At 45.8% G+C, this 13,711-nt stretch carries 13 protein-coding genes and 1 pseudogene; 4 read left to right on the forward strand and 10 right to left on the reverse strand.

Annotated elements, in window-relative coordinates:
• Positions 1-3,288: AAA-like domain-containing protein (locus H6S82_RS04180; protein ID WP_191056034.1), on the reverse strand; the 3,288-nt coding region annotated here is incomplete at its 3' end.
• A 757-nt stretch (positions 3,289-4,045) separates the two neighbouring features.
• On the opposite strand from H6S82_RS04180, the gene H6S82_RS04185 reads away from it, so the two are divergent.
• A complete protein-coding gene (locus H6S82_RS04185; RefSeq protein ID WP_190466105.1) occupies positions 4,046-4,264 on the forward strand; it encodes a hypothetical protein in 219 nt (72 codons plus the stop codon).
• A gap of 52 nt (positions 4,265-4,316) precedes the next feature.
• Here the strand turns inward: H6S82_RS04185 and H6S82_RS04190 are convergent, their stop codons facing one another.
• The 3 genes from H6S82_RS04190 to H6S82_RS32965 all read right to left on the reverse strand — a co-directional run bounded on the left by H6S82_RS04190 (position 4,317) and on the right by H6S82_RS32965 (position 6,134).
• The gene (locus H6S82_RS04190) at positions 4,317-4,799 is read right to left on the reverse strand and encodes a thioesterase family protein (protein WP_190466102.1); all 483 of its coding nucleotides are present in this window, start codon (positions 4,797-4,799) and stop codon (positions 4,317-4,319) included.
• A gap of 98 nt (positions 4,800-4,897) precedes the next feature.
• Entirely contained in the window at positions 4,898-5,893 is a 996-nt protein-coding gene (locus tag H6S82_RS04195) for an ADP-ribosylglycohydrolase family protein (protein WP_190466100.1), read from the reverse strand.
• Between the two features lie 82 nt (positions 5,894-5,975).
• Entirely contained in the window at positions 5,976-6,134 is a 159-nt protein-coding gene (locus H6S82_RS32965) for a hypothetical protein (protein ID WP_206756850.1), read from the reverse strand.
• A 20-nt stretch (positions 6,135-6,154) separates the two neighbouring features.
• Between H6S82_RS32965 and H6S82_RS04200 the strand changes: the two genes are divergently transcribed.
• Entirely contained in the window at positions 6,155-7,348 is a 1,194-nt protein-coding gene (locus H6S82_RS04200) for a sensor histidine kinase (protein ID WP_190466094.1), read from the forward strand.
• 25 nt (positions 7,349-7,373) lie between these two features.
• On the opposite strand, the gene aroQ is transcribed toward H6S82_RS04200, so the two are convergent.
• The 6 genes and pseudogenes from aroQ to H6S82_RS33260 all read right to left on the reverse strand — a co-directional run.
• Complete coding sequence (gene aroQ / locus H6S82_RS04205) at positions 7,374-7,832, reverse strand: type II 3-dehydroquinate dehydratase (protein ID WP_199315350.1); 459 nt, start codon at positions 7,830-7,832, stop codon at positions 7,374-7,376.
• 37 nt (positions 7,833-7,869) lie between these two features.
• Positions 7,870-8,007, reverse strand: a complete 138-nt coding sequence (locus tag H6S82_RS04210; RefSeq protein WP_190466092.1) for a hypothetical protein — start codon at positions 8,005-8,007, stop codon at positions 7,870-7,872.
• A 211-nt stretch (positions 8,008-8,218) separates the two neighbouring features.
• Positions 8,219-9,466: a competence/damage-inducible protein A gene (locus tag H6S82_RS04215; protein WP_190466089.1), complete on the reverse strand. Its 1,248-nt coding sequence runs from the start codon at positions 9,464-9,466 to the stop codon at positions 8,219-8,221.
• 23 nt (positions 9,467-9,489) lie between these two features.
• Positions 9,490-10,581 (reverse strand): MraY family glycosyltransferase, encoded by a 1,092-nt coding sequence (locus H6S82_RS04220; protein ID WP_190466085.1) that lies wholly within the window; start codon positions 10,579-10,581, stop codon positions 9,490-9,492.
• Positions 10,582-10,696: 115 nt separating this feature from the next.
• Entirely contained in the window at positions 10,697-11,980 is a 1,284-nt protein-coding gene (gene glyA, locus H6S82_RS04225) for a serine hydroxymethyltransferase (RefSeq protein WP_190466083.1), read from the reverse strand.
• 113 nt (positions 11,981-12,093) lie between these two features.
• Positions 12,094-12,291: pseudogene (locus tag H6S82_RS33260) on the reverse strand (hypothetical protein); the annotation flags it as partial.
• 307 nt (positions 12,292-12,598) lie between these two features.
• On the opposite strand from H6S82_RS33260, the gene H6S82_RS04235 reads away from it, so the two are divergent.
• Positions 12,599-12,796, forward strand: a complete 198-nt coding sequence (locus H6S82_RS04235) for a hypothetical protein (RefSeq protein WP_190466077.1) — start codon at positions 12,599-12,601, stop codon at positions 12,794-12,796.
• Between the two features lie 144 nt (positions 12,797-12,940).
• Positions 12,941-13,492: a Tic20 family protein gene (locus tag H6S82_RS04240; RefSeq protein WP_190466074.1), complete on the forward strand. Its 552-nt coding sequence runs from the start codon at positions 12,941-12,943 to the stop codon at positions 13,490-13,492.
• Positions 13,493-13,711 lie beyond the last annotated feature (219 nt).

Consider the following 13,711-nt stretch of genomic DNA (forward strand, 5'->3'; position numbering starts at 1 on the left):
TAAATCAATTAAATTATCTGCGCTGGCGGCAATGTATTGACCGTCAGGGCTGAAAGCAACACTCCAAACTCTAGAACCGTGAGCCTTGAGGTGTTTGTAGGGTTTGGTTTCAAAAAGGTTCATACCGTCAACCCTCCATAGGTTAACAGCCCCATCATCACCTCCCGATGCCAAAAGCTGTATAAATTCTGACTTGTGGGCAGGCGAAAATCCGGGCTCGAAGCGATCGGTAGAGGTCACATTTAGCCTGCCGAAGGCAACATCAAGCACCATCGCACTATGCCCTTGAAGAGTTTTGCTGGCAGTGCCATCTAAACGCCAAAGTTTCACCGTATTGTCGTCACCTGCCGATGCCAGTATCTGACCGTCAAGGCTGAAGGCGATGCCATTGATTCCACCAGTAGTGTGTGCTTGGATGGTTTTAAGCAAAGTACCATCCGATCGCCAAAGTTTGATTGTTTGGTCTGCACCCGCAGAAGCGATCGGCTCACCGTCAGGACTGAAAGCGATACTCGAAATCGACGCCGTATGACCGTTAAGGGTTTTTAGCAGCGTCGCAAACGGTTTCCAGAGTTTAACAGTGGTATCGGAACTTGCCGAAGCGATCGTCTCACCGTCTGGGCTAAAGGTAACATCCCATACAGTAGCGCTGTGTTCCCTAAGCGTTCTCAATAAAGTTGGCTCTTTTAAAGTAACTTCCGGAGGAGCCTGAAATATTGGTAGCTTTCTTTTGCCTTCTGGAACAGTTTTAAACATTATCGGCTCAGAAGTCGGCTCAGAAAGTTTAAAAATATTACCGTTGTAAAAGCCAGAAAAAATGCCATCCAACTTCCAAAGTTTGACCGTTTTATCTGAGCTTGCCGAGGCAAGGATCTGACCGTCTGGACTGAACGCCACTCCATGCACTTCCGCTTGGTGTCCTTTGAGCGTTCGCAATAATTTACCGTCTCGTTTCCAAAGCTTAATGGTATTATCAGCGCTTCCAGAGGCGATCAGCTTTCCGTCAGGGCTAAAGGTAACATCCCAAACAGATGCCTGATGACCTTCCAGACTTTTCACAAAAGTACCGTCCGTTTTCCACAGTTTGACGGTGGCATCTACACTGCTAGAAGCGATTGTCTTACCGTCCGGACTGAAGGCAACATTCCAGACGCTACCGCGATGTCCCAGCAATGTTTTCAACAAAGTGCCATCCCGTTTCCAAAGTTTAACGGTTTTGTCTGCGCTGGCAGAAGCTAGAACCTCACCGTCGGGGCTGAAGGCAACGTGCCAAACAGCCGCACGATGTCCTAAGAGGCTCCCTGCTAAAGTGCCGTCCAGATTCCACAGATTCACGATTCCATTTACATAGGCAACCGCAATCTGGTGACCGTCTGGGCTAAACTGCACTCCGTAGGCTACCGAATCGTATTTTATAGTTCTGATGATGCTACCGTCTCGCTTCCAGAGTTTGACAGTTTTGTCGTTGCTGGCAGTTGCTAGAGTCTTTCCATCCGGACTGAAGGCAACGCTCAAAATAGCGCCCGTATGTCCTGACAGGCGGTTGAATTCCAAAGCTCCATAAACTGTCTGTTGCAGTGCATTTTCAACTTGAGTCTCGGTTTCTATATCTGTATTCTGGGTTGTAGAAAGCTTGAAAACATTACTGCCCCATGAGCTTGTTGTTAATGTTCTCCCTTGCAATCGTTGTTTTGCTTTGATGGCATCTACCAGCCCATCTAATGTTTGATGGGAGGCAAACAATCCTTGAGATGATGAAGCGAGTGCCTGAACTTCACTAATTCTGGCGTGCCATTCGCTCACGACGGCTTTGCGGTATTGCCAGAAAACTGCCGCTCCCAATCCAATGGCGATCGCTAATGCAATACTCAGTACGGCAATAAATAATTTTCCTAGCAGGGCACTTTCTTTTTGTTGTGCCAGTCTCTTTTGTTCCTCTGCCAGTCGCGCTTCTACTTCTTCCGCTCGTTCTGCCTCCAATCGGATCTCAACCTCTCGCCTGTCGAGTTCTTGAGACACAGCTAAAAACTGATAATCTAAGTCGCTCAAACTTTTGCCTCGCGACCACGATTGGGCATCTGTTAAGGCTTGTCCGCGCAACAACCGCGATTCATCTGTTCGATTGGAAGCTATCCAAGCATCAAATACCTGCGAGTAAGGGCGCAGCGAACTTAGTTGTTTTTCTACCCATTCTAAATTAAAAACTTCTTGATAAATCCGGTTTCTAATCTTCAGTTTTCCCTGGTCTTTGACTACCAAACCAGATAGCAACAAATCCACTTGTTCTTGCGAGTCATCCGTCTGTACTTCTGTACCTTGTAATATATGCTGGTACAGCCCCAACAATCTTCCCGCACGAAGCTCGTTTCTCAAAAGGCGATCTCTTATCGTCCGCAAATGTTCTGGCTCATCTTGGGATTCCCATTTGTGAATGATGCGCTCTCGCACCAAATTTTCTACCCAAAAAGCCTCTGTTCCCGGAGGAAGAGTTAAGTTATCGCTGAGTGCATCTTGAACTGTCCAAACCACTAATTGACATAATTTTTGGGTTAGAAATGGTTGTCCTGTTGTCCAAGCTAGTATCTCTTTGAGAATGTTTTGAGGATTACTTACCTTTCCCTCTAGTCCTTGCGCTAGCGGTTGCGCTTCTGCTAATGTAAAACCGTGTAAATCGATTGCTTTGCCAATATTAAAAGGCGTTCTATTTTTATCTTTTATTAAATCCGAAGGGCTTGTTACACCAAACAGTGCAAAGCTTATGCGGTTATATTCTGGATTGATTGCTCGTTGATTATAACAATAGCGAATTAGCGCAAAAAAATCATCTATTGGAAAATTTAAACTGATAATACTATCGATTTCATCTATAAATATAAACAATCTTCGTGTGGGGAATTGCTTCAGCAATAATTCAGCAATAAACTCGCCTAGCTTTTGTAAAAGCGAGTATTCTTCTTTTTCTTGCCACCATAATTTTAAGTTAATTTTACCCAAGCAACCGAACCCCAACCACAGATCTCCCACGACTCCCTTATACCACTGCAAAGGCGTAATATTCTCACTACCGATCCGAGTCATGTCAATGCTAGTACAGAGGCAACCTTCTTTTTCTAATTGATATTTTGCTCTCACAAGCAGAGAAGATTTCCCCATCTGACGGGAGTTAAACACATAACAGAATTCACCTGCTTTCATTGCTTCATATAATTGTGAATCAGCAGAACGGACAACATATGTAGGATCGCCATTGTGAAGACTGCCACCAACTTTATACCTGATAAAAGCCATTTAGGTAGCTCCAAAATTTTATAAGTTTGCAGTATCTTATCCTGGCTATTGCAACAATAATACTTTTCATAAATTGAGCATTATTTAAATAATGTATATATATTTATCCCGGTAAATACGCATATTTATGTCTGCTCGAATTCACAGCTAACAGTGCGTTATCTGTGAGCTTTTCCTTAGCAAGGATAGCGCTCATTAGACATCTCCAAAAATTCTTGTGGGGTAGGCATCCTGCCTGCCTTTGAGATTCCTTTGGAGGAGATGTCTATTAGGAAAGTTTTTCGCATTTGTCAAACCATTTTATTAAGGGTAATGCTTACCAGTTTTAGAGTCAAAGAGATGGTGAGAAAGGGGGGTTCTTTTATGGGAGGATGTTCGATGTAAAGTTTAGAGTCTAGGGACACAGTGCGGCTGGTAAATTCCGGAACTGCTTAAAATATAAACTTTTTTATGCAATTAGGGATAGTTTCTTCTTCAAACAACTTTACTTTAAACCATTGACAAATTTACATATTTATGATCCAGTCGTGATTTCAGCTGTTGCTGAGGAGGTAACTAGAGTTATGTAACAAAAAAGACTATCTTGTGTTTGTGCTGTCAAACCCGGTTTTTGAGACTGGTAGGTCAATGTAACCGCAATACTGCTTACGATCGCGTTCTTACTAGCAGCAGTTAGAGCCCCTTCCCTGACAATTACCAGCTATAGTGGAAAATAGCTGGCTGGGTACTACGCTTTTATGTATTGATAAATCAAATTATGCCAATAGATCTAATTATTTGGATTGCTGCTATAGTTGTAGCTGGTTTAGTGTTTACCTTGTTGCTTAAAGTAGTGAAAGCAACTATTAAAACTGCTATTACTATCGCTATAATAGTTTTGATTTTGCAGTTATTCTTTGGCATTGGCCCCAATCAGCTTTGGCAGCAGATTATTTATATTCCCCAAGCATTTTGGCAAGCAGTAACTGACAAATAAGCACATAAAAAATACTCCCTTTATTTCAGGTAAAGAGAGTGTCTTAAAGCATTTACAATTTGGTGGAAAGTCTGACTAAGGCATCTTTTACTGCTGGTGGCAATTGGCGCATAATCTTACCTTTTTCGCGATCGACTGCTACCAACGTTACCCGCGCCGATAAATATAGTTCTTCTCCATCTAAGGACTGAATTTGGTTATCCCAATTGAGGCGCACGCCGTCGATTTCTGCCATTCGCGCCTTAACTTTTGCAGTCATTCCCATTCGCAGGGGGCGATGATAGCGCACGGTAAGTTCTACCACAGGTAGATCGCAACCCAAAGCTACCAAATCCGCAAATTCAATGCCAATCGATCGCAAACATTCTACCCGTGCTTCTTCCATCCAAGCAATGTAAGAACCGTGCCAAACGTTGCCTGAATAGTCGGTGTGGTGAGGTTGTACACGGATTGGATATTCAAACCACGTTCCCGTTACCATTTCCCGCAGGGTTTGAATAGCGCCAGTGGGTGGAAGTTGAAGTTGTTCGCTCATCTTTCAGCGGTCAGTTGTTAGTTGTTAGTTGTCAGTTGTCAGTTGTCATTATTATTTTTTTGACTTTTGACTTTTGACTTTTCTATCCCTTAACTATTTTATCGCGGTTTGATAACTTTGGGAGCGGCAACGGCTGCCACAATACTCGTATCAATAAGGAATTTATCTGCATCGTAAACGCCAGACCAAGCTGCGAGAAGACGAGCTGCCAGTCTTAACAGCTCCGCTTCGGAATTTAGCCCCCATAATGTAGCTAAAGGTGAGTCATTTTCATATCCGGAAGAGCTGTGACGATCGCCCAAAGCCAGCCGCCATCCTACAGGTATACCGGCTATGCTGTTATAAGCTCCAGAAATAGCACCTGCGATCGCACCGGTAATCTGCGCTTGCGGACAGCGAGAAGCCCGAATAACGCTAAGGCGGAGATCTTCCAGCGTACTCAAGAAACAGTAAAAAGCCAAGGCAATAGCGGCATTAGGACGTGGTGCGGAATGACGGGGCATCAAAGTTGCCAAAGTCATTTCTAATCCAGCGCCTTCATCTAATAAACTTTGGACTTGTTTAAGCTGCTGTACCAGTGGCGTTTCGACATCAAGATACTCAAGCGTTTGCGGAATGAGGGTAGCGGGATCGAGTTTTTCTTTCAGTGCCAGCGCGATCGCATATCCGACAGCTAAAGTGCCATCTTTCAGCACAGAATCATCTTGCCACACATCTGCCACTTGATGTAAATTTTGTCGCAGTTTGGCTTCATCTTCATGGAAAAATAAAGCTACCGGCACAGTCGCAACGATGCCGGAACCAGAAACGCTTTTTGGTGGAAAGTAAGATGAAGCGGTGATATCCTGATGCTTTCCTGTGTCTGTGGGGGAAGGTAGCGTTTCTTCAGGAGACTCGCGCCAATCGGCTAAATCTAACTTTCCTTGTCGGATCAAGCCTTCAGTACCGCGCACAACTAAACGACCCCAGCTATACAGCTGCCCAGAAGGTTGCTTTACACCCAGCTGCCACGAGTTACCGTAAGCGCCCCAAATTTCTCCTACAGCAGCGCCCAGCAAGGCACCGCGAAACCTGCTTAATAGAGAGTACTGCATCAATCTATTTTATGAGCAACTGCAATGACACCGAGATTCGTCATAGTAACTTAATTTATCTTTGCCAAATACCTATCTTTTGTTAGAAGTCTAATACTATTAAGCAGTTTAGCCTGAGATCGGTAGGAAATGGGGAATGAGTGTAGGCGACGATCTTGAAAAGACGGTAATGCGATCGGTAATTGGCGATCGTTTTGCTTGTCTGTTGTGCTTGTATCTTCGCCATTTCTCCATCACCCATCGCCGATAGCTGTATTAACTATGTTCGATCCCAGCCAAATACTCGCTGCCAAAATTGACCAGATTGTAGAAAAGTGGATGGATGCTGTCCGCAAAGACAAGCACGTAGAAAGTGCAAAGAATCTATCGGATACGGCGTTGAGCAATTCTTTGACAATCTTGCTCGATCAGTTAGTCAAAGCGCTGTCTCACTCTCAAGCAGAGAATAGGACAACTATTATAGATGCGAGTGTAGAGCATGGCACCCATCGCGCCAAGGAAGGATTCGATCCAGCAGAAATTACCTGGGAATACAGTATACTGCGGCGAGTGATTTTTTCGGAAATAGAACCGGAGCTACTTCAATGTCCTCCCCAAGAAATTACACGAGCGCTTGACTTGATTAATGGAGTGATAGACGAAGCGATATCCCAGTGTTTCAAAAGTTATGTGGAAGGGCGATTGGAGGAGATCGATCGCATTCAAGCGCAATTAAGCCTCACCAATCAGGAACTCAAGCGGTTAGTTCGCGCCAGTCAGGACAGCCTTGCATATATGGCCCACGAGTTTAAAACACCGCTTACGGCTATTATTGGCTTCTCCGATACGTTTTTGCGCCAGCAACGAAAAGCCGTTAAATCGGAAGATTCCCTTCCTAACATCCGCAACATCGAGCGAGTGCTAGATGGTGGACGACACTTGCTCCACATAGTAAACGATGCGCTGGAACTTGCTCGCTATGAATCCGGTCAAATCAAACTCAATCTAGTTCCCACACAGGTAAGTCTCATTATTGACGAAGTTACCGAAATGATTAAACCCCTAGCACAAGCAAAGAATTTGGATCTGCAAGTTAATTGCGATCGCGCTCCCGTCGAAGCGATCGTAGACCCTCTGCGGCTACAAGGGATTTTAATCAATCTGCTCAGTAATGCCGTTCGCTATACAGATAGAGGTTGTGTTATAATAGAATGTCTCGCACAAGCAGACCAAAAGTGGTCGATTCGTATTACCGACACGGGAATTGGGATAGCGCCTCACGATAGAGAACGCATTTTTGAACCTTATTCCCAAGCTTTTGGAAAAGATGCTCGTCGGGATAAAGAAAGCACAGGTTTGGGACTGGCAATTGTGGCCCGATTAGTCAAACTGCTCCAGGGTGAAATTCACCTTGATTCTCAAAAAGGTGTCGGGTCTACTTTTACAGTGACTTTTCCGCTCCAGATTACAGCCTAGCGAAGTTTTGCCGAAGAAATCACACCTAAGCTGATGTTTGAGATTTCCGGATCTCGTTAACCAGAGCTTGTAACCCCAAACGGTAACTTTCCGCGCCAAAACCGCTGATTTGCCCAATCGCAACAGACGCAATCCAGGAATGATGCCGAAATTCTTCCCGCTTATAGATGTTACTCAGATGAACCTCTACAGTGGGTAGCGCAACGCCTGCGATCGCATCCCGAATCGCTACACTGGTGTGGGTATAGGCACCTGCATTAATCAGAATGCCTTGATGACGCCCCAAAGCACCGTGAATTGCATCTACTAAGATGCCTTCGTGATTCGACTGTAGCGCTGTTACCTCAGCGGTTAACACCTGCCCTTCTTTTTCTAGCAGGCGATTGATTTCATCTAAAGTTACACTACCGTAAACTCCTGGTTCTCGTTGTCCCAGCAAGTTTAAATTCGGGCCATGCAGTACCAGAATACTTAGTTTTTGCAATTTAGTTTTTGCAATTGTTTAACTTAATTCAGACGGACTAGCGGCGACGCCCTGGTTCGTTTACAGGAATGGGAATCGGTTCTGGTTCCGGTTGAACCTCTGGGCCGAGCAGCACTTCGAGAATTTTACGTGCCCATTCCTTCAGCGTTTCCAGTATATCTTCGATAAGGTCCATTGAAAAGACAGCTCCTTCAATACTGCCTGAGTCTTCCGCTCTAGAGCGAAACACCCAGTATTAAGTCTGAGGTTTTGAGAACTCAACCAATATTTTTGTATCTAAATATACAAAAATTTTCCAGCATGGTTGCACTGGTTATTGAGTTCTTTACTTTATGATAACCAATAAATCCTACAAGGTTAAGGATTGTTAATAAATTTTCAATAGTTTAGGACAACAAATAGCGACGCAAGCGATCGAGAGCGCTACAAGTGCTGAAGTGGCGAATTAAAGAGCGGTCTTGCAGTGGATTAAAGCGATGCTCGCAACTTTCCACCAAGCCGTTTGGCCCGGCCAACCCGATGTAGACCAAACCTACAGGCTTAGTTTCCGTACCGCCGCCCGGACCGGCTATTCCCGTAATACTGAGTCCCCAAGTTGTAGAGAGGAGCGATCGCACACCTGCTGCCATTTGCTTGGCCACCGTCTCGCTCACAGCCCCATATTGAGCTAAGTCATCCGGATTCACTCCCAACAAGGAAATCTTGACCTGATTATCATAAGAAATTATCCCTCCTTGGAAATAAATAGAACTTCCGGGGACAGAAGCGATCGCACTACCCAAACCGCCGCCAGTGCAGGATTCTGCAACGGAGAGAGTTTCATTGGCTGCTTGGAGGAGTTTTCCCACTACCGAAGCCAGAGAGTCGTCATCTGCGCCGTAATAATCCAGACCGGCAATTTGTTGCAGTTGTGCTGCTACTGGCGATATCATTTCGTCAGCCAACTCAGCAGACGCAGCTTTAGCAGAAACTCGCAATTTCACCTCACCCATACTCGCATAAGGAGCAACAGTTGGATTTGAGAGATTCAAAAAAGGAGCAACTTTTTCCGCCAATGCCGCTTCGGCAATGCCCCAAAATTTTAACATCCGGCTTGCAATAATTTCTTTACCCCAACCTTGACTTTTCAGGTAAGGGACAGCAGTTGCTTGCCACATCCGCTGCATTTCAAACGGCACACCTGGAAACGTGAGGATAGTAAGGTTGGGGCGGGGTTGCCAGATTATACCGGGCGCTGTTCCCCACTGATTCGGTAGAATTTCTGCGCCTTGAGGAATAAGGGCTTGTTTGCGGTTGCTGGGAGTCATTTCGCGTCCGCGCCGATTATATTTGTCGGCGATATCTGCGAGAATTTCTGGCCGTTCTTCTAGAGGGACGCCAAAAAAGTCCGCAATAGTTTCCGTCGTAAGATCGTCAGGAGTGGGGCCAAGACCGCCAGTAAAAATGAGGATCTCAGATCGATCGCACGCAATAGCCAGCACTTGTTGGAGGCGTGCGGGGTTATCTCCCACAACCGTTTGGTAATAGTGAGGAATTCCGAATTGAGCTAATTGCTGGGCTAAAAACTGGGCATTGGTATTGAGAATATCACCCAGCAGTAACTCAGTTCCGACACAAATAATTTCTGCGGTCATTTTAGGTGTACTTCGACTGGGGACTAGGGACTGGGAGGGGAAAAATTTTCATTCTTCCTCCTAGCAATGTATTGCCATACCTTCCAACTGGTAAAACCCAGCAGCAAGGTTCCAGCTAAAGCATAGAGTAGCCCATGAGGTACGCCAGCAAAAGCCAATGCCCAACTGCCCGCCCACAGAGTTAAGGAATAGATAAACAATACCGTCAAGCGGTGTGATAAACCAGCCTTGAGGAGTCGGTGATGCAGATGTCTTTTATCGGCAATAAACGGAGATTTACCGTGACGCAGACGATCGAGGATCACAGCCGACATATCCAAAATCGGTACTGCTAAAATCACATAAGGCAGAGCGAAAGAAGTGAAAGCTGTAGTTTTTACCAAACCGATCACACCAACGCCAGCCAAGGTAAAGCCCACGAAGTAAGCACCGCCATCCCCCATAAAGATTTGGGCTGGGTTGAAGTTATAGCGGAGAAAACCTAGCAGCGCACCTGCCAAGGCTGCCACAATTAAGGCTGCGGCTGGTTGACCCATAAACAAGCTGACAATCAGCATCACGAAGGCGGCAATACCTGACACACCGGCGGCTAAACCATCCAAACCATCGATCCAGTTAGTGGCGTTGACCATACCTACTAACCAAAGTACCGTGATCGGCAGACCGATCCAATCTGGCAATGGCAGTGCGTCCTGAAAAGGCATGGAGAGAAAATTAATTTGCACACCAGCTTTCCAAGATGCGCTGGCGACGATTACCTCGATCAACAGCCGGGTGAAAGGTGACAAGCCAAACAAGTCATCCGCTAAGCCAATCAAGAAAAAGGCCAGACCTCCAATTGTGACACCCCAAATTTCGTACTCCTGATTTGGGGGGAGAATCTGGCCACGGGCATCTACAAAGCCGCCAGACCACCACACGACTAAAAGTGCGATCAGAGTTCCGGCGAAAATGGATACGCCTCCCAAGCGCACCATCGGGCGCTGGTGAACTTTTCGTTTGTCCGGTACGTCAAACAGTCCGCTTTTGAGGCCAAATTTGTTGACAGCTGGCGTACTCCAGAGGACAACTAGGGCAGAGACTGCAAAGGCAATCAGATGGTAGGGGTAAGGCATCTGAAATCAGTAGGAAGTGCGACAAAAATGCGTCAGGCAGAGTCTACTACATTTCAGACCTTCACTGTTCCCGCTCTCAATCCGTAAGGGAAGCGATCGAATATTTTCATAGCTGCTACGCCAGTGCGGGTACTGGTATGCTGAGGTGCGGGTACAGAGGAAAGCGATCGCATAGAGAAGCCACTCGACGGCGACATTCCTGGGCAACTGTGCCGTCTTCCGGATTGAGAAGTCGATCGGCTATGATATCGCCAATTTCGATAAACTCTGGCGTTCCCAAGCCCCGTGTGGTCATGGCTGGAGAACCCAATCGCAAGCCGCTGGTAACGAAGGGCGACTCGGTATCGAAGGGAACTGTATTTTTGTTTGTGGTGATGTTTACTTCTCCCATGAGTTGGTCTGCCCGTTTGCCGGTCATACCGATGCAACGCAGGTCAACTAGCATGAGGTGGTTATCCGTGCCCCCAGACACAATTTTAAAGCCGCGTTCTTTGAGTTGGTTCGCCAAAGCGCGGGCGTTTTCGATGACTTGCGCCGAATAAGTTTTAAATTCTGGTTTGAGGGCTTCTCCAAACGCAACTGCCTTCGCAGCGATGACGTGTTCCAACGGCCCACCTTGAGTGCCTGGAAAAACGGCTTTATCCAGTTGTTTGCCCAATTCTGGATCGTTGGTCATAATTAAACCACCTCTAGGGCCGCGCAGAGTTTTGTGAGTGGTGGTGGTGACGACGTGACAGTAGGGGAGGGGATTGGGGTGATGACCGGTAGCCACTAATCCGGCAATGTGGGCAATGTCGGCTAGCAGGTAAGCACCTACTTCGTCTGCGATGCTGCGGAATTTGTCAAATTCAATGATGCGGGGATATGCTGAGTAACCGCAAACAATCAATTTGGGACGATGTTGTTTTGCCAGATCCCGAATCCGATCGTAGTCTAGTTGTTCTGTTTCTTGACTGACGCCGTAGTGACAAACTTTGAACCATTTCCCGGAAACGTTGACTGGCGAACCGTGGGTCAGGTGTCCGCCGTGGGACAAATCCATTCCCATAATCGTGTCCCCTGGTTGCAACAAGGACAGGAAAACGGCAAAATTAGCCTGAGCGCCTGAATGGGGTTGTACGTTGGTATGGGCTGCGCCGAACAGTTGTTTTACGCGGTCTATCGCCAGTTGTTCGACTTTATCGATAAACTCGCAGCCGCCATAATAGCGCTTAGCGGGTAACCCTTCTGCGTACTTATTAGTTAAAACAGAACCCTGTGCTGCTAAAACAGCTGGCGAGGTAAAGTTCTCGCTGGCAATCAGTTCCAGATGGTCGCGTTGACGCTGTAGTTCCTGCTGGATGAATTCTGCGATCGTCGGATCGGTCTGGTGCAAAAATTCTAAGTTAGTGTTAGTCACAAAGCAAATCTCTAGGAAAGCAAAAGAAGAAATCGTAATGCGCGGTCGATCTATCCCACCCACGCTTGTGCAGTCGCTCTTGTCAAGCGTGCCGCGTCCATCATCATAACCGTTTAAGCTAAATTGGACAAAGTTACCTGTCTCAATTTTCGACTCTTTATGAAGGCTCTCACCTTCAAGGGTGCAACGGCTGCACTCACTATCCCCTCTGCTGTAAAAGCATTGGGGAATACTTTTCGGATGATATTCAAGCTGCCATTGATGTCAGCATTGATCGGTTTACCGCTGGCAGTTTTGTACAGACCTCGCTTTCAGCCTCAGAGGACTTTGGCAATGCTTCAGAAGTCCATTCAATTTCCACGCAATGACTTTCAAAAAACGCCTGATACAGGGCGAAGTTGAAACTAACTCTTTACGAATCCGGTGTTAGGGGGTTTCAACCCACGGCAAATTAGGTCTGTATCTTAAGTTAGCTGTAACTATTATCACACAAAAAGCAAAGCCGCCGTTCAACGGCGGGGTGAAGAGACCCAGGAATTTCGATGATTTTACACTATCGCCCAAGAACCCTGGCATACAATGAATTCAGTGGCATCGACCCTATGAGGGAGGTGTGAAATGCTTGTCATGGTAATGGAGGATGGGATCGTTCCCTCCCAAATCGTTTGTCAAAACTGTTTGCTGGCCGATCGCAGCGGTCAACCCCGCTGGAGGGGCGGTCAACTCCGCTGCGGTCATGCAATCCGCAAACTCGCCGAAAATCAACCAGAGCAGTACGAGTGCCAAATGGGCTTCCGAGTTACCAACATTGAATAATCTCGGTGTCTGGAATTTAATTTTTTTAATCTGTAGACGTCGAGAGTGTTTTGGAACTAAGATCGTTCCAAGCTCTAGGCTATTTTATGGCCTTTTCTCACCTAATCAAAAAGTACCAATTTAATTTTGATAGGAGAATAACCGATGACTTGGCGCGGACGCACTTCCATCCCAGATCGCCTTTGGTCTTGTGTAGTCTACATTCTACCTCTAATTGAAGTGTTTGTATTGGGAATATTCTTAATGGCAAAGTTTCCCATAATAGGACTGTTTTATGTACCTCTATTTCCGGTTATGTATGTGTATGCCTTTTTAGGAAGTCAGATCCCGTATTTTAGTTTCATGGTATTTTTGGCTTTGTACTTTTTCCTGGTGAGAAATGGAAAAATTAACCATTTTATTCGCTTCAACATCATGCAGGCTTTGATGCTGAGTATCGTAGTGCAACTATTTTTGACAATTATGGAGCTTTTGAATCTATTGTACCTACCGAGTATGTACAGTTTGCTAGTATCCGGAATTCCGCAAGGTAGCAGCTCATCTGCATTTATATTGGAGATAGTTTTAGATGCCATATTCATCGGAATAGTGGCTAGCTGTTTATATTCTATTGTCCAAGCTTTGAGGGGAGTTTATGCAGAAATTCCTGTAATTTCTGAAGCTGCTTATGTACACAGCCGCAGTTGCTGCGATTAATTAATTTGGTGAGAGTAAAAAGGCTTTTTTGTCCCAGTTCCGTTGGCCTTGTTTAAAGTCTGGCGTAATTAGTCCGGAAAACGGATTTTTTAGGCTGGGAATTAAGCATAGGTCAGGAATTATGGTAAAATCAATTAGGTTTACTTATCACAGAATGTACAGGAAAACGCTAAGCAAGGAAAAGAGGGCTTTTAAACAGTGGATTTCTTCACAAGTTCT

The sequence above is a fragment of the Planktothrix sp. FACHB-1355 genome (assembly GCF_014748295.1).
Lineage (GTDB): Bacteria > Cyanobacteriota > Cyanobacteriia > Cyanobacteriales > Aerosakkonemataceae > Aerosakkonema > Aerosakkonema funiforme_A.